The 24,685-nt window shown below is 46.8% G+C and carries 16 protein-coding genes; 10 read left to right on the top strand and 6 right to left on the bottom strand.

Annotated elements, in window-relative coordinates; translation table 11 throughout:
* Nucleotides 1–9: 9 nt before the first annotated feature.
* Together VHA_RS14195 and VHA_RS14190 are read right to left on the bottom strand one after the other, a co-directional pair.
* Nucleotides 10–492, bottom strand: coding sequence for a YajQ family cyclic di-GMP-binding protein (locus tag VHA_RS14195; RefSeq protein ID WP_005505467.1), 483 nt, complete (start codon nucleotides 490–492; stop codon nucleotides 10–12).
* Nucleotides 493–573: 81 nt separating this feature from the next.
* Nucleotides 574–1,641, bottom strand: a complete 1,068-nt coding sequence (locus VHA_RS14190) for a 3-deoxy-7-phosphoheptulonate synthase (RefSeq protein ID WP_005505466.1) — start codon at nucleotides 1,639–1,641, stop codon at nucleotides 574–576.
* A 345-nt stretch (nucleotides 1,642–1,986) separates the two neighbouring features.
* Here VHA_RS14190 and VHA_RS14185 point away from each other — a divergent pair, with 345 nt between their 5' ends.
* Nucleotides 1,987–2,823 (top strand): CvfB family protein, encoded by an 837-nt coding sequence (locus VHA_RS14185; protein WP_005505465.1) that lies wholly within the window; start codon nucleotides 1,987–1,989, stop codon nucleotides 2,821–2,823.
* Nucleotides 2,824–3,049: 226 nt separating this feature from the next.
* Here the strand turns inward: VHA_RS14185 and rsmF are convergent, their stop codons facing one another.
* The 3 genes from rsmF to VHA_RS14170 all read right to left on the bottom strand — a co-directional run bounded on the left by rsmF (nucleotide 3,050) and on the right by VHA_RS14170 (nucleotide 8,441).
* On the bottom strand, nucleotides 3,050–4,480 hold the full coding sequence (gene rsmF, locus VHA_RS14180; protein WP_005505464.1) for a 16S rRNA (cytosine(1407)-C(5))-methyltransferase RsmF: 1,431 nt from the start codon (nucleotides 4,478–4,480) through the stop codon (nucleotides 3,050–3,052).
* Between the two features lie 135 nt (nucleotides 4,481–4,615).
* Nucleotides 4,616–7,240, bottom strand: a complete 2,625-nt coding sequence (locus VHA_RS14175; RefSeq protein ID WP_005505463.1) for an MlaD family protein — start codon at nucleotides 7,238–7,240, stop codon at nucleotides 4,616–4,618.
* The gene (locus VHA_RS14170) at nucleotides 7,233–8,441 is read right to left on the bottom strand and encodes a paraquat-inducible protein A (RefSeq protein ID WP_005505462.1); all 1,209 of its coding nucleotides are present in this window, start codon (nucleotides 8,439–8,441) and stop codon (nucleotides 7,233–7,235) included. The genes VHA_RS14175 and VHA_RS14170 overlap by 8 nt, the downstream gene beginning before the upstream one ends.
* Nucleotides 8,442–8,715: 274 nt before the next feature.
* On the opposite strand from VHA_RS14170, the gene VHA_RS14165 reads away from it, so the two are divergent.
* The 4 genes from VHA_RS14165 to VHA_RS14150 all read left to right on the top strand — a co-directional run bounded on the left by VHA_RS14165 (nucleotide 8,716) and on the right by VHA_RS14150 (nucleotide 12,786).
* Nucleotides 8,716–9,174, top strand: coding sequence for a GAF domain-containing protein (locus VHA_RS14165; RefSeq protein WP_005505461.1), 459 nt, complete (start codon nucleotides 8,716–8,718; stop codon nucleotides 9,172–9,174).
* A 114-nt stretch (nucleotides 9,175–9,288) separates the two neighbouring features.
* Nucleotides 9,289–9,945 carry an RNA chaperone ProQ gene (gene proQ, locus VHA_RS14160; RefSeq protein WP_005505458.1) on the top strand — a complete coding sequence of 219 codons (657 nt, stop codon included), beginning with the start codon at nucleotides 9,289–9,291 and terminating at the stop codon, nucleotides 9,943–9,945.
* Between the two features lie 17 nt (nucleotides 9,946–9,962).
* Complete coding sequence (gene prc, locus VHA_RS14155; protein ID WP_005505443.1) at nucleotides 9,963–11,966, top strand: carboxy terminal-processing peptidase; 2,004 nt, start codon at nucleotides 9,963–9,965, stop codon at nucleotides 11,964–11,966.
* A gap of 154 nt (nucleotides 11,967–12,120) precedes the next feature.
* The gene (locus tag VHA_RS14150; RefSeq protein ID WP_005505441.1) at nucleotides 12,121–12,786 is read left to right on the top strand and encodes a hypothetical protein; all 666 of its coding nucleotides are present in this window, start codon (nucleotides 12,121–12,123) and stop codon (nucleotides 12,784–12,786) included.
* Between the two features lie 113 nt (nucleotides 12,787–12,899).
* On the opposite strand, the gene pncB is transcribed toward VHA_RS14150, so the two are convergent.
* The gene (gene pncB / locus VHA_RS14145; RefSeq protein ID WP_040529264.1) at nucleotides 12,900–14,060 is read right to left on the bottom strand and encodes a nicotinate phosphoribosyltransferase; all 1,161 of its coding nucleotides are present in this window, start codon (nucleotides 14,058–14,060) and stop codon (nucleotides 12,900–12,902) included.
* A gap of 436 nt (nucleotides 14,061–14,496) precedes the next feature.
* On the opposite strand from pncB, the gene pepN reads away from it, so the two are divergent.
* The 5 genes from pepN to VHA_RS14120 all read left to right on the top strand — a co-directional run bounded on the left by pepN (nucleotide 14,497) and on the right by VHA_RS14120 (nucleotide 24,134).
* The gene (gene pepN / locus VHA_RS14140; RefSeq protein ID WP_005505439.1) at nucleotides 14,497–17,106 is read left to right on the top strand and encodes an aminopeptidase N; all 2,610 of its coding nucleotides are present in this window, start codon (nucleotides 14,497–14,499) and stop codon (nucleotides 17,104–17,106) included.
* Nucleotides 17,107–17,173: 67 nt separating this feature from the next.
* A complete protein-coding gene (locus VHA_RS14135) occupies nucleotides 17,174–17,401 on the top strand; it encodes a DUF2835 domain-containing protein (protein WP_005505438.1) in 228 nt (75 codons plus the stop codon).
* Between the two features lie 155 nt (nucleotides 17,402–17,556).
* The gene (locus VHA_RS14130; protein WP_005505437.1) at nucleotides 17,557–22,374 is read left to right on the top strand and encodes an NAD-glutamate dehydrogenase; all 4,818 of its coding nucleotides are present in this window, start codon (nucleotides 17,557–17,559) and stop codon (nucleotides 22,372–22,374) included.
* Nucleotides 22,375–22,431: 57 nt separating this feature from the next.
* Entirely contained in the window at nucleotides 22,432–23,442 is a 1,011-nt protein-coding gene (gene pyrD / locus VHA_RS14125; RefSeq protein WP_005505436.1) for a quinone-dependent dihydroorotate dehydrogenase, read from the top strand.
* Nucleotides 23,443–23,585: 143 nt separating this feature from the next.
* Entirely contained in the window at nucleotides 23,586–24,134 is a 549-nt protein-coding gene (locus VHA_RS14120) for a cell division protein ZapC (RefSeq protein WP_005505435.1), read from the top strand.
* Nucleotides 24,135–24,685 lie beyond the last annotated feature (551 nt).

Below are 24,685 nucleotides of genomic sequence, written 5' to 3'. Positions count from 1 at the left end.
AGGCTGGGTTTAATCGCGGAAATTGTCGAACTGGAAAGGTTGCCCCAGATCTGCTTCACGTACCAGTTGCATGGTTGCCTGCAGGTCATCACGCTTTTTGCCGGTAACACGCAGTTTGTCACCTTGAATTTGCGCCTGAACCTTAATCTTGGCCTCTTTTATCATTTTCACCAGTTTCTTGGCAACGTCGGCTTCAATGCCGTTTTTGAAGTGAACGTCGCTGAAAAAGGTTTTCCCCGAGTGAACAATATCTTTGGGTTCCATGGCGCGGGCGTCTACGCCGCGTTTTGCCAGATTACCACGAAGGATGTCCATCATCTGGTTAACCTGAAAATCTGACTCAGCAGACACCTTAACCACTTCTTTGTTGAGTTCGAAGCTTGCTTCGACGTTTCGGAAGTCAAAACGGGTGGAAAGCTCGCGCTTGGCGTTATCCACCGCGTTTTTCAGCTCAACAGTATCAATCTCCGAGACGATATCAAAAGAAGGCATAAGTCATTTCCTGATGTTTAACTGATAAATAGCCCGGGCAAACGATGCTTTGCCGCTTGGGCGAGAGCATATCACAGCTTGTTAAGCGAAAGTGCGATTACGTTTTGCTACTGCGTCAGACAGCATTTGCAGCATGACAGCAGTATCATCCCAACCAAGGCAAGGGTCCGTGATCGACTTACCGTAAGTCAGGGCGTGAATGTTTTCTTTGTCGACCGGTTGATTGCCTTCCTCTATGAAGCTTTCCGCCATAATACCGGCAATAAACACATCACCTTCAACAAGCTGGTTACAGACGTCAGCTGCGATATCCAACTGACGCTTGTGTTGTTTTTGACAGTTTGCGTGGCTGAAATCAACCAGCAACCGTGGTGTCAGATTGAACGCTGACAAATTTGCCGCTGCAGCAGCTACATCTGCTTTTGAATAGTTTGGTTGGTGGCCACCACGTAAAATAACGTGTCCGTAGGGGTTTCCGCTGGTGCGGTAAATGGTCATCACGCCATGTTTGTCTGGACTGCAGAACAGGTGCGAGGTCTGGCTGGAGCGAATTGCATCAATGGCGATTTTGATGTTGCCATCAGTGCCGTTTTTGAAACCGACCGGACAGGAAAGGGCTGACGCCATTTCGCGGTGAATCTGGGATTCTGTTGTGCGGGCGCCGATCGCCCCCCAGGTCACCAGATCAGCAATGTACTGACCGGTAACCATGTCGAGAAACTCTGTTGCTGTCGGCATGCCGAGTGTGTTGACATCAACCAGGAATTTGCGTGCTTTGAACAGGCCCTCACGGAGGTTGCAACTGCCGTCTAGGTCTGGGTCGTTAATCATGCCTTTCCAGCCAACAACCGTACGTGGCTTTTCAAAATAAGTACGCATAACAATCAAGAGATTGTCTTTGTGTTTGTCAGCCAATGCCTTCAGGCGGGTAGCATAATCAAGGCCTGCTACAGGATCATGGATGGAGCAAGGACCAACAACAACAAGAAGCCGGTTGTCCCGTCCGGTAAGGATGTCTTCGACGCGTTTACGGGCATCGGCGATATGTTGTGCAACACTGTCTGTAAGTGGGGAGTCAGCTTCTACTTCCGCCGGTGTCGGCAAAGTGTCAATCGGTTGTGTTCTAAGTTCGTCAGTTTTAATCGGCATGGTGCTGCCTTCCTTACGTCAGTGCTGTTGCGAAGGCAGTAAGATAGCAAAATTTCAGTGACAGAAAAGCAGGGATCTGTCCTTTCAGTCATTTATTCTATTTATTGCCGTTGTTTTAACCGGAAAGATCTACAAACACCGAGCAGATTTCAGGTTTGCCGGGATAAAACACGAGGATGAATTTCGCTTGTATCCGTGAAGCTCACTGGGTATGTTTCCCGTCGGATGAAAGGAAATCAATTGGTTGCAAAATGACGCGGCCGTTATTCCATTCAAATAACTGCAAACATCGTGGTATAAATCCCGTATACTGCGCCTTGGTTAAAACGAAAGAGCAATACATCCATGATAAAAATCGGTCAGTTGAATCACCTCACTGTAGTAAAAGACGTTGAATTTGGCGTGTTTGTGGACGGAGGGCGTGAATACGGCAACATTTTGCTGCCAAAGCGCTATGTCCCTAAAGGCACGCTGGTTGGTGATGAAATTGAGGTGTTCATCTACTTTGATTCAGAAGATGATGTGATTGCAACCACGGAAAAGCCACTCGCACAGGTAGGGCAGTTTGCCAAGCTAAAGTGCATCAGCACAACGCGCGTTGGCGCTTTTCTGAATTGGGGGTTGCCGAAAGACTTGTTGGTGCCATTCAGTGAGCAGCGCGTGAAGATGCAGGAAGGGAAAGAGTACTTGGTTTACCTGTATGTTGACAATGCATCAGGCCGTATTGTGGGCACGACCAAGTTCAATAAGTTCCTTGATAAAACCCCCGCGCGTTATAAGAAAGGCGAGCAGGTGCATGTCACTGTGCTGGAAGAAACCGAACTGGGTTACAAATGTGCGGTAAACGATGCCCATTCCGGCTTGTTGTTCAAGTCAGAAGTGTTCGGCAAACTGTTTATTGGCAAACACCTCAAAGCCTATATCAAACAAGTGCGCGAAGATGGCAAGATTGATCTGTCCCTGCAAAAGCTGGGCAAAGGGAAAGTTGACGATTTGGCTGAAAAAGTGATTCGTACCCTTGAGCGCAAAGGCGGTTTTCTGCCTGTCAGCGACAAGAGTAGCCCGGATCAGATTTTTGAGTTGTTCCGTACCAGTAAAGCGACGTTTAAGAAGACAATCGGCGGCTTGTACAAGGAGCGCCGGATCCGCATTGAAAAAGACGGAATCTATCTCATTAAATAATTTCCGGTCGGCAAAATTGGAAAGGTCGCGTAAGCGGCCTTTTTTGTGACTGCAGGGTTGGTGATGCCGTCAGATAAAAAGAGCCCGGAACGATTCCTGTTCCGGGCTTAGGGGAATGGCTCGTAAGAGCCTTGCGCTAACTGGTTTAAATGGAGATTTGTAACTCTTTAAATCTAGTTGGGGCGAGGCTCAGGCGACGTTTCATCATTGAGAATTTCATTAATGCCTACTCAATGAAAAGATTGACGTCCCTAACTAACTCTCTTGGAAGGCCATTTTTGATTCTGTTTCCTACCCATTTTCCAATACCGATAGGTTGCTTGCGATAGCAGACAATGACTTCTCCTGTACCCGACAGGTTTTGTGGCCGAATATCCCGTCCCATATACCACTCTTTAGCGTCATCAACTGTCAGCTCAACACACTTAGGCTCATTGCCTTTAGCCAGCGCCATAATGGTTTCATGTTGCCAGCGATACCCTTTTTTATGGGTTTCCGCGAGCTTGAGGCCAATACGGTCGAATTTGATCTCAGGGAGTAAAGAATCGACTGCTGACGGAAATATCCAGACTTCTTTATCGCGCAGCCAGACATTGGACGACGCTGGCACGTGAAGGCCAAGCGTTTCATCCAGTGCTTTATACACGGCCTGTGAATCCTTACCTGATGCTTTTTGGAAAGGGAATTTACGTGGGCGCTTTTTCACCATTTCTGAACCGACACTCGCTGTCTTGCGAAGTTTGGCCACAAAGAAGCCTTCACTGTCGAAGATTTGCGGGAAGACATGGAGGAATCCTTCGTCAGTACACGCAGCCTCAGCTCCCTCAAACAAATTGTTTAACGGCTCGAACTCAACAGCATCACCAAAGGTTTCTTTGATGTAATGGCAGATATGCTGGTTTTCATCATGGTTTAGCGTACAAGTTGAATACACCATTACCCCGCCAGGTTTCAGGGCGTGAAATGCACTGGTGATAAGATCCCTTTGGGTTTGTGCGATTTCCTGAACCGATTCCAGACTCCAGTTACTGAATGCATCCGCATCTTTGCGAATGGTGCCTTCGCCTGAACAAGGGGCATCCAGTAACACGGCATCAAACATTTCAGGCAGCCAGCCACCAAATACCCGACCATCGTAGTTAGTCAGCGCTGTATTCAGCACGCCACATCGCAACAGGTTTGCGTGCAACACTTTTACCCGGCTTGCAGAATACTCGTTGGCGACCAGTACACCGTTGTTATTGAGTGCCGCGGCGATTTGCGTGGTTTTGGACCCCGGAGCGGCGGCCATGTCCAGCACGTACTCCAGCTCAGTAGTGTTCTGGAGGAGGGCAGTGACAGGGAGCATGGAGCTTGCTTCTTGTATATAGAAAAGCCCTGCCATGTGTTCAGCCGTATTCCCTAGTGGCACGGTATCTTCGTCATAGTCATCCAGCCAGAAACCGGTGTCACACCAGGGTACCGGAGAAAGTTTCCAGCCTTTTTCATTGGCCCGCTCAAGAAAATCCGCCACGGAGATTTTTAAGGTGTTCACGCGAAGGCTGCGTCGCAATGGACGTTTACAAGCCTCGATAAAATCATTCATGGAAAGATGGGGAGGCAGGATCTGTTCTATCTGGTTTAAGAACGATGCCGGGATCTTAATGTTTGGGTGCACCTGAAAGGTCTCTTGATGGTGTTGAAGTAATGCCGAAGTGTAAAAAAAATAACGACGGGAAACCAGCGGGAACGGAGGTAGATAAAGAAAAAGCGCGGGATAGAACCCGCGCTTTCGACGTCAGGAAAGCTGACGCTAGAAATAAGGGATGGCGGTTCGCCACGACGTCCACTCTTCCTGAGGGGCTTTATGCAACAGGAAATGTTGGTCTGAACGGGCCGGTTTAGCCAATGCATCACCCGGTGGGGTGGCAAAGGCAATGCCGCCTTTCAATATGCTATCCAGTGTTCCGCTGCGAATGTTTGCGCCGGTAATACCAATGGATACATCGACCCCGGACTGGTTCCAGAACACGGTATTGTTGCGAACTAAATGTTTGTAGTCATCACTGATCTTCACTTCGATCAATACCCGGTCAGCAAAACGTCCCAGCCGCACGCCTGTGACAGAACCCACCTCAAAATCCCTGAACAGGATAGGGGTACCAACGGTCACTGAACCACGGCTTTCGCTCTCCAGCACTAGTGACAGACCACCTGCATATTCTGCGGATTTATGCAGCTCAAAAGATTGACGTTTGTTGCCTTTACCCGGTACCACAGAAATATAAGAACCGAACAGGGAATCAAGGTTTTCTGTTTTTGTCAGGCTAAGCGATGGCTTCGCTACCCAGAAATAACTGGTCGCGCGGGCCAGTTGATCTGCAAATTCAGGGTAAATCATTGCACTGATGGTCACGCCATCGGTCTGGAAAGCAGGAGAAAGCCCCGTTACTTCACCGACATTGACGCCTTGATACTTGATTTTGCTGCCTGTTGTCAGGCCACTGGCGTCTTCGGCATCAAACGTCAGTTTCAGTCCATAGTTTTGCGCGTCAGTAAAGCTGTCATAGAGTTTCCAGTCTGATCCTGCACGGTTTTCGATGCCTTTAATATCACCAAAGGAAATACCACCAGAAACGATGGACTTCAGTGAGCCTGTGTCAATCTTAACGCCACTGAGGCCCGCTTCAATATCAACACCTGAATGATTCCAGAACACGGTGTTTCCGGTGATCAAATGGCGATAACGGTTTTCAACCTGAACAGTGACTTTCACACGGGTTTTATCCAGTTCAAAGCTTTCCACTTTACCGACAGTGAAATTCTTGTACATCACAGGGCTGCCTTCTGACACGGAAGGCAGTTTGTCGGCAATCAAGGTGAAGCGTTGGTAACCTTTGATGGCATCTTTGGCGTTTCTCGCCTGAATGTCAGACTTGAACAAAGAGTATTCCGCAAGTGGTTTGTCGGTACCGGTGCTGGTAAAGCTGATAGCGGGCTCTACCATTTGCGCGACGGCAGGAATGCTGAACTCGACACCGTCTGCATTGATCTGCCCTGTGGCGCCTCCCAGAATAAAGAAACGTGAACCCCCTTTAACCAGGTGTTTGTGGTCGGGGTGGATAACAAGTTGCATTTTTACATCTTCATCACTGAGCGTGATGTTTTTTACAAAACCGACCTGAACACCGCGATAAAGGACGTTGGTACCTTCTTTTAATCCCCAGCTGCTTTCAGACGACACCGTCACCACCAGTGAACGCGGATCTTGTTCAATCAACGCGTTGTGTGTCACGGCAGTAAAGGTTGTCGCATCGTCACCTTTTCCGGGTTTGATCGAAAGCGTATTACCGATAATAAGGTTAGAAAGGCGTTTTACACCACTTAATGATATTTCCGGCTTCTCAATCAGGAATTCACTGTCTGATTTGAGCAGCCAGGCCATGGATGGATTGATATTCGCCGTTGCCTCAGTGCCACTGAAATCGTTGTTGAAGTGAATGCCATTCAGTCTGCCTACTTCTAATCCTTGGTAAAGGATAGGGGATTCTGGGTTGGTAATACCGTGATCTTCCGGCAATTTAATGGTGATTGGCAGACCACGCTCTGTATCGTTGATAGATGTGTAGAGCGTAAACATGTCCAGCGGTTGCGCAGCTTCGCCGCCTTCCGGGGAATCAAAAGCAATACCACCGGCAATCACCGACGCAAGGTTTTCGATATTTACATCGACACCACTTAAACCAATGTCGGCTTTAATGCCACTCACATTCCAGAATCTGCTTTGTTTGGTGACCAATTTGGCATATTCACTTTTGATGTTAAGTGACAGTGTCACGTTTTGGCTGTCGGGCGTTAAGCGATAACCTATCACTTCGCCGACGCGGATCTTTTTAAAGTAGACCCCAGAGCCAACACTGATTGAACCAAGATCAGGTGCTTGAAGTTGGATACGCAGACCATCGTCGCCAAATGCGTCAACCGGTGGTTCTTCAGCGGCAACAAACGTCGTTTTTTCATCGCCGGTACCGGGTTGGACTGCAATGTAATTACCCGTCACCAGTGCATCAAGACCACTAATGCCAGTGATAGAGGCTCGGGGACGGACCACCCAGAAAACCGTATTCTCACGAAGGATTTTCTTCGCTTCTGGGTAGATTTCAGCTTCGGCAGAAATGCTTTTCAGATCATCAGAAAGTGTCACTTTGCGGATGATACCGACTTCAAGACCTTGATAACGGATGGTAGTTCGGCCCGCTTCAATACCTTGTGCGTCGGTAAAAAAGATTTCAATTCGCTCACCGGCTTCATTAACGGATTTATAGAGAAGCCAACCTGCAAGGACGAAAGCCAGTAGGGTGAAAATCCAAAGTGGCGAAATGCTCTTGTCTTTTTTAATGACAGGATCGTTGACTCGAGAGTCTTCAACATTACTCATACTTATCCCAAATAAGTCGTGAATCCAGGCTTTCAGCAGCAATCATAGTGAGTACCACAACGAGCCCAAAAGCGATGGCACCAGGTCCTGGTGTAAAATCGAGAAGGTTGCCACGGTCAATCAGTGACACCATGATGGCGATAACACAAAGGTCCATCATTGACCATTTTCCAATCCATTTAACAAACCGGTACAGCTTCATGCGCAACTTCCTGCCAGATTCAACCTTAAAGTGAATACAAAGCAGGATGTACGCCAGACATATAATTTTAACCACTGGCACAATAATACTCGCCGTAAAGATAATGATGGCAATGCCGTACATACCTTGTTTAATCAAAGAGGCGACACCGGAAAAAATGGTGTCCTCCAGCCTTTTACCGTTTGTCAGCAATATCGAAATCGGATAGAGGTTGGCGGGGAAAATAAACACGACGGCGGCGAGCAATGACGCCCAGGTTTTTTGAATACTTTGGAATACCCGGTGCTCTAATCTCTTGCCGCAACGGGTGCAATGTTGATGGTGAGCCGACTGCGTAAGTCCACAAAGACTACATCCAATCAGGGCCTCAGAGGCCAGAGGGGCTTCCTCATTCTCATCCTGTTGGTTTTGGCTCTCGCCCATTGCGTCCCAATACCGTTTAGGCGAAACCCTTGACAGTAACACGGCTGTTAACACCTGTAGCAACACAAAGCTCAGCAAGCCTGCATCAACGCTGATGTCCGCAAAATCCTGAACCTTAAAACACCCAACGGCTAGGCTGACCAGAAAAACATCAACCATCACCCAGTGGCGGATGACCTTTAAAACTGATGAGCTGTAGTACAGAACCCGGGCATTCCTGAATGAGACTGAAATATTGGATACAAGAATAGTGAGCAAGTACAGCAGGGGGGCAACAGCGACGCAAAAAATGACCAATGCACCAACAAAAGGAAAACTTTCCAACAGGATAACACTGCCACTTGTTACCGTCGTCGATAATGGCACACCAAGCAACTCAATCGAGACCAGCGCGTAAAACTGGGCAGGAAAAAACAGAACCAAAGCAGCTAACGCGAGCGCCCGTTCACCAGACAGGCTGATCGAAGAGTTCTTGATAACACGGGTGCCACAGGATGGACAGCGCGCACAGAAACCTCTTGCGACAGGTACGACATGTACCAACAGATCGCATGACGTACATTTCAGCACATGCATAGCAGATCTTTCCCCTTTCTTTATATCAGTACGGTGGTTTGGTATACATCCAATCCGTAGGAGCCTACAACTTTTTCTCGTGCAGAGAGGACGGGAAGAAGCCTGAGTGAGTCACTTCAACAAATAGGCATCTTAATCAATCCATTAGTGTAGGGCACGTGATTTTTATTCCTGACCGCCACCAAAAGGGGAGGAAACGGTCAACGCCATGATTGAATAGGTCGCCCATTTTGCCTATCGTAGGGAGTCAGAAAATTTAGGACGTCGTATAAATATGGAAAACAAAGCGGATTTTTATTCTCTTTTCACCCGCCAGGCGGTTTCTCTCATCCAGGATGAACCCAATCTTATCGCAAACCTGTCAAACATCAGTGCGCTTTTGTTTCAGTCGGTTGACGACATCAACTGGGCGGGATTTTATCTTGATGATGGCAGCGAACTCGTTTTGGGGCCCTTCCAGGGGAAACCTGCTTGTGTGAGGATACCTTATGGGCGCGGGGTATGCGGACGTGCTTTTTCTAACCGTAGGATTGAACGTGTCGAAGACGTTCATCTTTTCGATGACCATATCGTATGTGATGCAGCGAGCAACTCAGAAATTGTTTTACCCTTGTACCAAGGCGAAAAATGCATTGGTGTGTTGGATATAGATTCGCCAAAAAAAGCAAGATTTGATCAAGAGGATGAAACCGGACTCACTTTATTGGTCAATGAATTGCAAAAACACCTCTAAATTGAAGCTTCTCTGTGGTTTTTCAAGCACAGGTATCTATAATACGCAGCACTTAATTTGTTAACTTGTACACACTCTCTATTGCCATAATTGAGCAATGAGACAGGAAGAAAAATGGAAAACACTGAAAAACTGGCCAACAGCAAACAAGTCATTGCCTATATCGCTGAACGTTTCCCACTATGTTTTACCCTTGAGGGGGAAGCTCGCCCTCTGAAAATTGGCATTTTCCAAGACTTGGCAGAGCGTCTTGCTGATGACCCGAAAGTAAGTAAAACTCAACTCCGAGCTGCGTTGCGTCAATATACCTCTTCCTGGCGTTACCTATACGGCGTGAAAGCAGGCGCTGTTCGTGTCGATCTGGATGGGAATGATTGTGGCGAACTTGAGCAAGAGCATATCGACCATGCACAAACAGCCTTGGCAGAAAGCAAAGCACGCGCAGCAGAACGCCGTAAAGAGCAAGCGGCGAAAAGTGGTGATAAAAAAGGTGATGCAAAAGCCAGAAAATCACCAAAATCAAATAAATCAACAGCTAACCCATCAAAACCTCGACCAGCAAATTCAAAAAATACTAAGCTAGAGAAGAAGCCTGCGGCACCGCGTCGCGAACTCAAGGCTGAAGACATTGTCGTAGGTAAAGATGTCAATGTTAATATGGGCAATGGCAATATGGCTGCCACCATTGTAGAACTCAACAAGGACGAGGTCCGTGTCCGTTTAAGTAATGGCCTGACCATGCTGGTAAAAGCGGAGCACCTCAGTTCGTAAAGGAGATCCCTCGACGCATGATTTGTCGATTTCGCTTTTCCGCGATTGCTGCCAGCTTTTTGCTGGCGGCATCCGCCCATGCCCTTGAGGCCAATTACAATGCTGCTGAGTTGCCTACTTTGGTTTCTGAACCCCAGCATGAAACTGCCAGCAAGCGTATTACCCGTCGTTTTGAGAAGTCACATTACAAACAATTCCAACTGGATGATGAATTCTCCGCCGCCGTATTTGACCGCTATCTCGAAACACTCGACTTTAACCGTCTTTTCCTGACCCAGAAAGAGGTGGATGCGTTATCTAAATGGCGATTGAGTTTAGATGAACAACTGCGCTCAGGTGATACGTCTGCGGCCTACGATATCTTCAATGTGTCTCTTCGCAGTCGGTTTGATCGTTATAAATACGCACTGACGTTATTGGACAACGAGATCACGTTCGATGAAAACGAAGAGATGGTGATTGATCGCAGCGAACTCCCTTGGGCAAAGGACGATGCTGAACTCAATGAACTTTGGCGCCAACGCGTTAAAAACGACGCACTGAACTTGAAATTGGCAGGAAAAACCTGGCCAGAAATTCAGGAAACGTTGTCAAAGCGTTATAACAGTGCACTGAAGCGTCTAACACAAACCAAAAGTGAGGACGTTTTCCAGATTTACCTGAACGCATTTGCCAGAGAAGTAGATCCACACACCAGTTATCTTTCTCCACGCAATGCTGAGCAATTTCAGTCGGAAATGAACCTTTCACTGGAAGGTATCGGTGCCGTGCTTCAGGCTGAAGATGACTTTACTGTGATTCGCTCACTGGTTGCCGGTGGTCCTGCATCAAAATCTAAAAAGCTTTCTCCAGGTGACCGCATCATTGGTGTGGGCCAGGATAAAGAAAAAGTCGTTGATGTGATTGGGTGGCGTCTTGATGACGTTGTTCAGCTGATCAAAGGACCAAAAGGCAGTAAAGTATTGCTTCAGATCCTGCCTGACGGGGCGAATGCCAAGAGTTACACTGTCACACTTGTGCGTGATAAAATTCGCTTGGAAGATCGTGCCGTGAAATCCGAGGTGATTCAACAAGGTAAAGACAAAGTCGGTGTCATTTCTGTGCCGAGTTTCTATGTCGGTCTCGCAGAAGATACCAAAAAAGAAATCGCCAAACTCAAAGCGGAAAACGTTGCCGGTATTGTTATGGACCTCCGCAATAATGGCGGTGGCGCATTGAGTGAAGCGTCTGCACTGACGGGACTGTTTATTGAAAATGGCCCGGTGGTGCAGGTACGTGACAGTTATGGTCGGGTAAAAGTTAACAGCGACAGCGACAATGCGGTCTCTTACAAGGGCCCATTAACGGTACTGATTAACCGATACTCAGCATCAGCATCAGAAATTTTTGCGGCAGCGCTTCAAGATTACGGTCGTGCCGTCATTCTTGGTGAACAGTCGTTTGGTAAAGGGACAGTGCAGCAACATCGTTCTCTCAACCATATCTACGATTTGTTTGATAAACCGTTGGGTCATGTTCAATACACGATTCAAAAGTTCTATCGGATAGATGGTGGTAGTACACAGCACCTTGGCGTGGTGCCAGACATTGCTTTCCCAACAGCGGTCGATCCGTCAGAAACAGGGGAGAGTGTTGAAGATAATGCACTGCCTTGGGATAGCATCAGCCCTGCCGCTTATCAATCCAGCGACACGTTAAGGAAAATTGTGCCTGCACTGGATCAAAACCATCAGCAACGCATTAAGAATGATGCGGAGTTTGGTTTTATCTTGAGTGATATTGCTGAATATAAGGCTGAGAAAGACAAGAATGTTATCTCCCTGAGTGAGAAAATACGTATTTCTGAGCAACAAGATGCGGATAAAAAACGCTTGGCCAGATTGAATGACCGCCAGAAAATGCTGGGTAAGAAGCTGTTCAAATCATTGGAAGACGTTCCCAATGATTATGAAGAGCCAGATGCTTATCTTGATGAAGCAGCGGCGATCACTTTAGATTTGGCGAAAAAGCTAAACAGCTAATTCCAGATCGGAGGATATACGAAGCGGGCAGATGCCCGCTTTTTTTACTATTAAAAAGTGAAAAACTGACTTCAGGAACAAAAACCGAAACACACCCCGGGCGTTATTGTGATATGTGTCTAAAATTATAAGAACAGACCGAAGGGGGATGCCTATGAAGAAATGGATAAGCCTGTTAACCCTGTTTTTCTCTTTGTCTTTGCCTGTTAAGGCAACAGATCTGACTCAATTCGACTTTCCTCTATTGCTTGGTGATTGGTATTGGTTTAGCCCTGACCAGCAAGATGCAGAAGGCGCTGACAATCAATATAAAGCCATTACGATTTCTTTTGATTCGGCATATCGTTTTAATGTGAAACTTTTGAAGCGTGATGGTTCAGTCGAGGAGGCGAGAGGCCTCTATGATTTGGATGACAGGACTCTGATGCTCAATGATGATCAAGGTGAGACCCAACACCACGAATACAAATTGAATCACAACCAACTTATGCTTCGAGGTGCAAGCTTTACAAAAATCTTACCTAACAGCCTTTCAGGTGCTTGGTATAGCGATGTGATTCAAGGGCTTGATGTTGATGAAAATGTGAGTAAATTGGCATTGATGCTTCGCCCTGATTTTCTGTTTTCAGTAAGGGTATCTGGCACAGAGGGGCAATCCGTGACGCATCGTGGAGTCTACTTTCTTGAAGATGATCACTTGGTTTTGATTTACCGGGGTGGTCAACAAGATTCCCAGTATCAACTCGATACAGACACACTGACACTCACGAATAGCCAGTTTGGTATGGAAGCAGTATTAAGGCGACAGAAAGCGCCATAACTGTCAGTAATAAATAGAAAAAATAAATAAAGAAGGGCGCTTTGGCGCCCTTTGTCTTTTCAATTCAGCATCATATAAACCGGATGAATGGTTGAGGATTCAGCTGTCTGGCATCAAATGTTGAAGGCTTTTTTCAGCGCATCAAGGTAAGAAGCGTCCCGGCATATTGATTTACCTGGTTCGTCAGAGATCTTAGCAACAGGTTTGCCATTACAGGTGACCAGTTTAATCACAATATTGAGTGTCTCTACGCCAGGGAGGTGGCAGGTTAACTGGGTGCCAATACCAAACGACGTGTTGATACGTCCAGTAAAATGGCTATAAATCGCCAGTGCTTTTTCCAGTGTTAAACCGTCTGAGAAAATCAGTGTTTTCTCGAGCGGATCGATAGCAAGGCTCTCATAGTGGCGAATTGCTTTTTCACCCCATTCAATAGGATCACCGCTATCATGACGAAGGCCGGTAAATTTCTGACTCAGGTTAAGGTTAAAGTCCTTGAGGAAAGCATCCATATTAATGCAGTCAGTGAGGGCTATGCCCAGCCTGTCTGGGTACTCCTGTAACCAACGGTTCAGGGCGAGCTGTTGCGAATCGGCTAGATCGCCGGCCAACTGCTGGTGTGCCTGAAACCACTCATGTGCCTGTGTGCCGACAGCGGGAATGTTATGTTTTCTGGCCAGAAACAGGTTTGATGTTCCCGAAAAGTGTGAACAGTGGTTTGCCAAGTGCTCCACAATCGCATAGTGAACATCTTTAGAGAAGCGGCGGCGTGTGCCGAAATCTACAAACTGGAAGTCTTCATTCACACTGTCCAATGTCAAAAGTTTCTTCTTAAGTAATTCAACGGCTTGTTCAGGTGTTGAATTAGGGTATTTTGCGTGGCAGCGTAACTCACAGATGATGGATAAAAGAGGCACTTCCCATAGGATGATATCAATCCAGCGTCCGTCGATATGAATTGCCAGTTGGTTGTCCAGAATGGAAACAGAGACGTGATCCGCGTTTAGTGAGAAAGTACGCAGAAATGCCAGGTAGTCATCTTGATAGTGACCAAGACTACGCAGGTAAGCCAGTTCTTCTTTGGTGAAACGTAATTTCGCCAAAGCTTGGATTTCAAATGCTAAACGTTCTTTAAGCGCAACAAGGCTTTCATCGCTTCTGCAATGAAATTCAGCCGAAACTTTCACATCAGGGTAGTGATGGAAAATTGCTTGCTGCATATTCAGTTTGTAGGCATCCGTGTCTAATAATGACGAAATGATTGGAGTAAGCATGCCTGATAAATAACCTTTTGAGTCGGGTTTTGTTTGAACGTTCATTGCTTTCCCAAGCGACAGTGCACTGATTTGGGATCAAGGGAGCAAATTTAACGTCAAATGGCGTTGTTGAGTCAACCTGATTGAGGCTTTTCAGGTGTTATTGTGCGTGAAACCGGCACTTTACAGCCATTGCCTTATGGCTTTGCCGCTTTTAGTGTGACCTAACGTAATGTAAACAGTGCGCACAGGGAGCCCATCTTTGACGTTGACGGTAGGTTTTCTCTGATTAATCGTTGTTGGGTAGAGTGATTGATTATTATTTAAACAATCGTCATATGGCAAAGCGAGTATGAAGCGAGTATCTTAGATGATTATTCTATTTTTATAACAGATGGCGAGTTCGGTTTTGCCCCAACCGTCTGATTACGCTATGCAATACAAGGAATCTGACATGACGCAACAACCTCAGGCCAAATACCGTAAAGATTATAAGGCTCCTGAATTTACGATAACCCATATCGACCTGGATTTTGATTTACATGAGTCTCAGACGCGTGTAATCGCAAAAAGCCGGGTGTCTCAGCGGGTTGCCGGTGCAGATTCTATGGTGTTAGACGGTGAAGGGCTGATACTGAAACGCATAGAAATCAATGGTGAAAGCTGGTCACATTATGAAGAGAGCAAAGAAGGGCTTTTGCTTTCGAAACTGCCAGCAACCTTTGAGCTGCTGATCGAGACAGAGATTGATCCTTCAGCAAACACATCACTTGAAGGCCTTTACCTCTCAGACGGTGCATATTGTACCCAGTGTGAGGCAGAGGGTTTCCGGCGTATTACGTATTATCTGGATCGCCCTGACGTACTGGCAACATTTACCACCAAGATTACTGCTGATAAGTCTGCATTCCCGTTTTTGCTGAGCAACGGTAACAAAATCGGGCAGGGCGAGTTGGAAAATGGCCGCCATTGGGTGCAATGGGAAGATCCTTTCGCCAAGCCAAGTTACCTGTTTGCATTGGTGGCGGGTGATTTTGATCTGCTTGAAGACACTTTTATCACCCGAAGTGGCCGAAAGGTAGCACTGGAAATCTTCGTTGATAAAGGCAACCTGGATCGTGCAAGCCATGCTATGGCATCCCTAAAAAACGCCATGAAGTGGGATGAGGATCGTTTTGATCTTGAGTACGACCTCGATATTTACATGATCGTGGCAGTCGACTTCTTCAATATGGGAGCCATGGAAAACAAAGGTCTGAACATCTTTAACTCCAAATATGTTCTGGCCAACTCTGAAACCGCGACGGATACCGATTACTTAGGTATCGAATCTGTTATTGGTCACGAGTATTTCCACAACTGGACCGGTAACCGCGTCACCTGTCGTGACTGGTTCCAGCTCAGTCTTAAAGAAGGCCTGACCGTGTTCCGTGATCAAGAGTTTTCCTCAGACCTTGGTTCACGTGCGGTTAACCGCATCAATAACGTCCGCGTTATGCGTGGCCCACAATTTGCTGAAGACTGCAGCCCAATGGCGCATCCTATCCGCCCAGAAAAAGTGATCGAAATGAATAACTTCTACACCTTGACCGTTTACGAAAAAGGCAGCGAAGTGATTCGAATGATGCATACCTTGTTGGGTGAAGCCAACTTCCAGAAAGGCATGAAACTTTATTTTGAACGCCATGACGGTACCGCAGCGACCTGCGAAGATTTCGTGAAAGCGATGGAAGATGCGTCGGGCATCGATTTGGGCCAGTTCCGTTTGTGGTACAGCCAGTCCGGCACGCCAGTTTTGGATGTCTCCAGTGAATACAATGAAAGCGAAAAGACCTTCTCACTGACAGTGAAGCAGCACACCCCACCAACGGCAGACCAGAAAGAGAAACAGCCTCTTTTGATTCCTTTTGATATCGAACTGTACGATGCGAAAGGTGAAGTTATCGAGTTACGCCGTAACGGAGAGATAGCTGATAATGTCCTGCATGTCACTGACGCTGAACAAACATTCGTGTTTGACAATGTGCCGGAGAAGCCCGTTGTTTCTATGTTGCGTGAATTTTCAGCCCCAGTGAAACTCAACGTTGATTACAGTGATGAAGAGTTGGCATTCCTGATGGTTTATGCGCGAAATGAGTTTGCTCGTTGGGATGCAGGGCAGATGTTACTGGCGAAACACATCAAAGCGAATGTGGCACGCGTGCAACAGGGTAAAGACGTTACGCTTCCTGACGATGTCGTTGATGCGTTCCGTGGTGTGTTGTTGAACAAAGACTTAGATGCTTCCCTGATTGCCGAAGTGCTGACACTGCCAAGTGAAAACGAAATTGGTGGTTGGTTCGACATCGTCGATGTGGATGCCATCAATAAAGTGCGTAGCGCCATCAAGCAACACCTGGCAACGGCGTTGGCGGATGAGTTCAGTGCGTTGTACCACACCCTGAAACAAGACGGTTACAGTATCGAACATGCCGCTATCGGTAAACGTGCTTTGCGCAATGTCTGCTTGGGTTACCTGGCCTTGCTTAATGATGGAGAAGCGCTGGTGTCTGCGCATTTTGCGGAATCAAACAATATGACAGACACTGCAGCGGCACTTGCAGCCGCGAACCATGCAGAGCTGCCAAACCGCGACAGTCTGATGAAACAGTTCAGTGACAAGTGGCAGCATGATGGCTTGGTGATGGACAAATGGTTCGCACTGCAAGGCTGCAACCCGGCGTCCAATGCATTGGAAAACCTGAAAGTTCAGATGTCTCACCCAGCATTCAGCTTGAAAAACCCAAACCGCACACGTTCGCTGGTGGGGTCATTTTGCAATAACAACCCTGTACATTTTCATGCGAAAGATGGTTCTGGTTATGCTTTCCTGACAGAGATACTGTTAACGCTGAACGAATCGAACCCGCAAGTTGCTTCCCGGTTAATCGATCCATTGCTGAAATTTAAACGCTTTGATCAAGATCGCCAGAAACTCATGCGTGATCAACTTGAGCATTTAGCGTCGCTGGATAATCTTGCGAAAGATCTTTTCGAGAAAATCAACAAAGCGCTGGAAGCATAAACAGCATGCTTGCGAAATAATGCCGATTAGGTAATTTAAAAGCCGTCTAAAAGGAGACGGCTTTTTTATGAAAATGCGTGTCTATTTATTTTCTGTGGATATTGATTACCATCTCTTTCTGCAACACTACAGTGGTGCGGCGTCGACGGTCATTGTAAGAACGGACAATGGGTTAACCCTACAACTGCCTGCATCCAGACTGCGTCCATTCCTCAGTCAACTGGGTGTTAAAGGACGATTTCGCCTGATGGTTGATGAAAATAATCGGTTTAAATCCCTTGAAAAAATAGGTTAAACCGTACGGCAATCACATAACTAAAAAATCGAATCAAATTAACGAATTTTGATGTAACTAATTTATAAAGGACACCATAAACTACTCCATGAGTCGCAAAGACTAATTAACCTCTATACTCATAGCGATTACATAAAAAATATATGGAGTAAACCATGACCGCGCGTGACCCTATTGTGCCGGTGTTACTTGAGAAGGTTTATCATCTTATTGCTGAAAAACTGGACAAAACACAACAACCGCTTGTAGAAACTTTGGCAAAAAGGATTTTGGGTCCCATTTCAGATGATGATTTACAGGAACGGAATGAATCCGACCTCTATGGTGCTGTCATCAGCCTATGGCATCATCTCAATACGTTCGAGCAAGACAAGATTTTCGTTAAGGTTTTCAACCCGACATTGAGCGGCGACGGATGGCAATCCACCCACACTATTGTTGAAATCCTGACCCCAGATGCGCCATTCCTTGTTGATTCTGTACGAATGGCACTTAACCGTCTGGACATCGCTTCCCACCTAATGCTTAACGGGCCGTTATCTGTCGAGAAAGATGCGAAGGGCAATGTCACGTCAATTGGTGATAAAAAAGGGGTAATGCAGAGCGTTTTCCACCTTGAAATTGACCGGATGTGTTCGAAAAAGGAAATGTTGGCACTGGAAAAAGAGCTGACAGAAACCTTAAATGACGTTGCATTGATTGTTAACGACTGGCAACCGATGCAGGATAAAATGACATCGGTGATTGAGTCAATTAAGAAAGATAAACTGCCAGTCGACAAGTCACTCCAACAAGAAGCGTTGGATTTTCTGGGGTGGATAGCTTCCCACAATTTCACCTTCATGGCGTACAAATACTATGAGCTCAATGCCATTGAAGGTGACTATGAATTGAAAGCCTCAACACAGGAAGGGCTAGGGTTAGCGAAAAAGCTCGATCCAAAACGTCCGGGTTTGAGGTTATCAGAAATGCCGGAATCTGCGCGTGCGACGGCATTGCGTAAAGACCTGTTGGTGATCAACAAAGCAAGCAGCCAATCCCGTGTTCACCGTCCTGCGTATATGGACTACATCGGCATCAAATGCTTTGATAAAAAGGGCAATGTGGTGGGTGAGCACCGCTTCCATGGCCTTTATGCCTCTTCAGCCTATAACCAAGCAACCTCGAACATTCCTGTCCTCAAGAATAAAGTTCGCCGGATCCTTGAGACCAGTGGGTATTACGAGGGCTCGCATTCATGGAAAGCGTTGGCCAACATCATTGAAAACTTCCCACGTGATGAACTGTTCCAGGCCAGTGAGGCCGAAATGCTCGATATCGGTATGGGCATTGTACAAGTGCAGGATCGGGATCTGCTGAGAGTATTTGTCCGACGAGACCCGTTTGGCCGTTTTTTATCCTGCATGGTGTATGTAGCGCGTGAGCGATATAACACCGCATTGCGCCGAACCACCCAACGCATTTTACAGAACTATTTTGGCTCCGACCAAGACGTTGAATTCAACACGTTCTTTTCTGAGAGCCCGTTGGCGAGAACCCATTACATTGTGCGTGTAGAGAACAACAACTTTGACATTGACGTGAAGAAATTGGAGCAAAATCTGACTGAAGCAGCATCAACCTGGGATGATCGCCTGAAAGAAGCGGTGATCACGACGTTTGGCGAAAATCAGGGAACCCCCATCGCCAAACGCTACCTCGGAGCGTTTCCCCGTTCTTATAAAGAAGCTATGTTGCCAGGCTCGGCCGTTGCTGATATTGAGCGTCTTGAAAGCCTAAATGAAGAGAAAAAGCTGGATATGCTTTTTTATCGTCCCCAGGAAGAGCCCAAGGATTCACGTTCCGTTCGTCTGAAATTGTTCCAGAAAGATGAGGCGATTCATCTATCTGACGTGATGCCGATGTTGGAAAACCTTGGTCTGCGTGTGATCGGCGAAGCCCCTTATAAAGTGGAGACAAAGTCTGGTGATACATACTGGATCCTCGATTTTTCAATGCTCCATAATGCACACAGCGGCTTTGTACTCTCTGATGTGCGTGAGCGTTTTCAGGATGCTTTTGCCGGGATCTGGCATGGTAAACTAGAAAATGATGGTTTTAACAGACTGGTTCTGAATGCCGGTCTAAATGGACGGGAAGTCACGATTCTCCGCGCTTACCAGCGTTACATGCGTCAGGTCGCTTTCCCGTTCAGTCAGACTTACATCGAAGACACGCTGGCCTGTCATTCAAGCTTAGCCCGGTTGCTGGTGGAACTGTTCAGCAGACGTTTCAATCCGAAGAAGAACAGCGAAAAAGAACAGAAGCTCATCATCCAGAAAATTGAAGACGCGCTTGAGCAGGTTGAAAGTCTGGATGATGACCGTATCATCCGCCGCTATATGGAGATGATCCTGGCAACGCTTCGTACCAACTTCTATCAAAAAGACAAAGAGACTGGGGAGTGGAAAGAGTATCTCTCCTTGAAACTGCAACCGTCGAAGATCCCAGAAATTCCAAAGCCGGTACCTTTCTTTGAAATCTTTGTCTACTCACCCGATGTTGAAGGTGTTCACCTGCGTGGTGGTAAAGTGGCCCGTGGTGGCCTGCGTTGGTCTGACCGACAGGAAGATTTCCGCACTGAAGTGCTGGGTTTGGTGAAAGCACAACAGGTCAAGAACACCGTTATTGTGCCAGTCGGCGCCAAGGGCGGTTTTGTTTGTAAGAAACAGCACTCACTGAGCAACCGCGACGAGATTTTCGCTGAAGGCCAACGTTGTTACCGTATCTTTATCCGCGGCTTGTTGGATATCACGGATAACATTGTGGAAGGAGAACTGACGCCGCCGCTGAATGTGGTTCGCCATGACGAAGATGATCCGTATCTGGTAGTTGCTGCAGACAAAGGTACTGCAACATTTTCGGATCTCGCAAACTCCGTATCTGAAGAATATAACTTCTGGTTAGGCGATGCGTTTGCATCCGGTGGCTCTAACGGTTATGACCACAAGGCCATGGGAATTACGGCGAAAGGTGGCTGGGAATCAGTGAAACGCCATTTCCGCGAAATTGGCATCAACTGTCAGGAAACCGATTTCACTTGTGTGGCAATCGGTGACATGGCGGGGGATGTGTTTGGCAATGGTATGCTGCTGTCAAAACACATCAGGTTGCTGGCAGCCTTTAACCATATGCATATCTTCATCGATCCTAATCCGGATTCTGCCACATCCTGGGTAGAACGAGATCGTTTGTTCAAGATGCCACGTTCAAGCTGGGAAGATTACGATCCTACGTTGATCTCGAAAGGTGGTGGTGTCTTCTCGCGTAAAGCGAAGTCGATTGGACTGAGCCCGGAAATCCAGAAAATGTTGGGTGTTCGTAAGCAATCCATGACGCCGAATGAGCTGATCAAACAGATCCTGAAGACCAAAGTCGATCTGCTCTGGAACGGTGGTATCGGTACTTACGTGAAGGCCGAAACAGAAAGCCATGCAGAAGTCGGCGATCGCGCCAACGATGCTGTGCGCGTTAATGGCAATGAACTCGGTGCCCGCATTGTCGGCGAGGGTGGTAACCTTGGGATGACCCAACTTGCCCGTATTGAGTACGCGATGAACGGGGGACGTGTTAATACCGACTTTATCGATAACGTGGGTGGTGTTGATTGCTCTGATAACGAGGTAAACATCAAAATCCTTCTTAACGGTTTGGTAGCCGCAGGGGACCTGACCTACAAACAGCGCAACGAGCTGCTTGAGCGCATGGAAGATGAAGTCTCTGAGATTGTACTTGATGATGCGTATTGCCAGAGCGAATCTATCTCCGTGACCTGCGAACAGCAAGTCGCCTTGTTGAAAGAGCAGATCCGCTTTATCCACTACTTGGAAAAAGAAGGAAAGCTGGATCGTGCGCTGGAATATCTGCCGGATGATGAAACACTGGCAGAACGGCAACTGCGTGGGATTGGTCTGACTCGTCCTGAAGTTGCAGTGCTGGTAGCCTATGGCAAGATGGTGTTGAAAGAGCAACTGGTGATTGAGCAAATTACCCAAGATCCACACTTCGGTAAGCTATTGCCGGCTTATTTTCCTAAAGAGTTACAACGTAACTATCGGGAAGCAATGGAAACACACCCACTGCGTAGTGAAATTATTGCTACCAGCCTAGCAAACCAGATGTCTAATGACATGGGTTTCAATTTTATTACCCGCATGCAGGATGAAACCGGTGCGAGTGTCGGGGACATTGCTGCCGCTTATGCGATTGCACGTGAAGTGTTTGATTTTGAAAAGACCTTCGACGAAATCCGTGAGCTGGACAACCAACTACCAGCTCAAGTGCAGTATGCACTGATGTTTCGTTGTCGACGTATGATGCGTCGTACTACACGCTGGATTCTACGCAATCCAATGAAAGACAAAGGGATTGAGGAGCAGGTGGCGTTCTACAAACCTGCGGTTAAGAACCTGGCAGACAATCTGGACGTATATCTTGTTCCGTCGGAAATCGAAGAGCATCAAGAACAGGCCGAGGAGTACATTACACAAGGTGTACCGAAGCCGATTGCTGATAAAATTGTCCGTTTGACCAGCTTATATGCTGGCCTGGATCTGGCTCAGGTTTCCGAGCAAATGGAGAAACCATTCGATGTTGTTGCAAGGCTTTACTTTGTGTTAGGCGATACATTGTCATTGCACTGGTTCCTCAAGCAAATCACCAACCAACCAGTAGAAAACCACTGGCAGGCGTTGGCCCGGGCATCGTTCCGTGAAGATCTGGACTGGCAGCAACGTATGCTGACAGCCCACATCCTCGAAGGTATGAATAACGGTGAGTCTGCAGAATTGGGATTGGAATCCTGGATGGTAGAGCATGCCGTGAGTTTGGGGCGTTGGGAGAGTATCGTAGCGGAATTTAAAGTGGGTACTGTCCACGAATTTGCGAAATTCTCTGTGGCGTTGCGGGAACTTACGCTTTTAAATTTGAATTAAGACTGCAAAGCGTTAATAATACAGCCCCGTTTATTCGGGGCTTTTTTTGGAGGTTACATGATGTACCGCCTCGCCAGATCGGCGCTTTTTCAATTGGACCCAGAGCATGCTCATGATCTGGCAATGAAAAACTTTTCTCGTTTCACCGGCACTCCTCTCGATATTTTTTATCGTCAACATCTTCCTCCCCGTCCTGTTCAAGTCATGGGACTCCATTTCAAAAACCCAGTTGGCCTTGCGGCTGGTCTTGATAAAAATGGCGAATGTATTGATGCATTTGGTGCAATGGGGTTTGGTTTCGTTGAAGTAGGAACGGTGACACCACGCCCTCAGGACGGGAATGACAAACCACGTCTGTTCCGTGTTCTGCCTGCCGAAGGCATCATAAATCGCATGGGATTTAATAACCATGGCGTGGATGCGCTGGTAGAAAATGTAAAGAAAGCCAAATACGAAGGTGTTATTGGTATCAACATCGGTAAAAATAAAGACACACCTATCGAGCAGGGTAAAGATGATTACCTGATCTGTATGGATAAGGTCTATGACCATGCTGGTTATATTGCGGTAAACATCTCTTCACCAAACACACCGGGACTGCGTTCTTTGCAATACGGTGAAGCATTGGATGATCTGCTTTCTTCCCTTAAAGCCCGACAGAAACAATTGACTGAAGAACGCGGTAAATATGTCCCTCTGGCACTGAAGATTGCACCAGACATGGGGGAGGAAGAATTGATACAAGTTGCCGATGCACTGGTTCGTCATGGTATTGATGGTGTAATTGCAACCAATACTACGCTAGACCGTTCACTGGTTGAGGGGATGCCACATGCCCATGAAACGGGTGGGTTGAGTGGCCGTCCGGTTCAAAACAAGAGTACCGAGGTGATTCGCCGCCTACACCAGGAACTGAATGGCAAGCTGCCGATCATTGGGGTGGGAGGGATTGATTCCGTAATAGCTGCCAAAGAGAAAATGATGGCAGGCGCAGAACTGGTACAGGTCTACACGGGGTTTATTTATCACGGCCCACGTTTGGTAAAAGATATTGTTCGAAATATTTAGCCTGAAAAATTAAGTATATAGAAAGGGAGGGGGAATTTGTTTCCCCTTTTTTTTTATCCTCACCCAATTAAACTTCCATATACAGCACTTTTTATTATCAATGGTCGCGGACCCAGTCTCGAGTTATCGCAGGAGCGAAAACGATGTTGAAGCCAAGCAATGTGTGGAAGTGGTACTTCGATGACGAAGCTCAAACGCTGATGCTGGATTTGGGTCAAGAGATGGTTTTTCGTGTGGCCATTGATAAGAAACATCTCATCCCCGATGCGTTTATCGACACCCCATTTTCAGTCGATGACGCATCACTTTTTCAAACGTACTCAGATGCAGTAAGTGCGTTACCTCTTACCAGCCCCCGAAAGGCTGAACTTGTTTTGAACGCAGTGGCAGCAAAGCGCTTCCATAAACCGCTTCTACCTAAAAGTTGGTTTTTTCAGGCTCAGGCAGGGAATATCTCTCCGGATATAGGTGCCATTGTTGAGCTGAAAACCGAATACGGCAGCGAAGCCTTCCTGGTGATTGAAAATGCAGGCACAGCATCACTGTGTATGCATGCCAGCGAAACCCCGCTTATGCTGAACGATACTAAAAATATGCGGTTTTGCGAAGCCATAAAAGTAATGAATGATCGGTTATCAACATACCAACAGCAATATGATGACGGCAGTGGTCATTATGCGTTAGTAGGCTGATAGAGCAGTTGTATCAGCCTATTTTTTCTTTTGAACTATAGCATTGTTAACACCTCCTATCCCTTCCTGTACCAAACCTAATACCCCGAATGCACGCCACCGGTTTCAACCCTTAACCCTCATGATTTATGACAGAACAGGGTGTATTGATAACACCATCAAAGGCAAGCATTCGTACCTGTAAACGCCGGTTTCGCCTGTGCCTGTAACAGCGAAAAGGAAGCATTGCGTCTTTTTGCTTTCCTATTGGGTGCACTCAGAATAAGAGCTAAAACCAGCAAATGAACACAAAGAAATGCCACAAAATATGACCGGAAAGGGAAAAACAGCGTTCTTTCTTAAGATAGAGTAGTGATCAAGATCACGAAATTTAAATCTATTTGACTGCTATTTGAACATTATTTCCTGACGTAATCGTCCACTTTTCTATCCAAATAGTAAACATGGCAAGGATGTTCTTCCTCATTTTAAGCACGTTTCCTTGCTTTTATGTTTACTGGTATATACCAGATTTTTCGTTTTCATATCATTCCTAATAAGAAAGTGTGTTC

This window comes from Grimontia hollisae CIP 101886, assembly GCF_000176515.1.
GTDB lineage: Bacteria > Pseudomonadota > Gammaproteobacteria > Enterobacterales > Vibrionaceae > Enterovibrio > Enterovibrio hollisae.
This window is presented reverse-complemented; position numbering and strand designations above follow the sequence as displayed.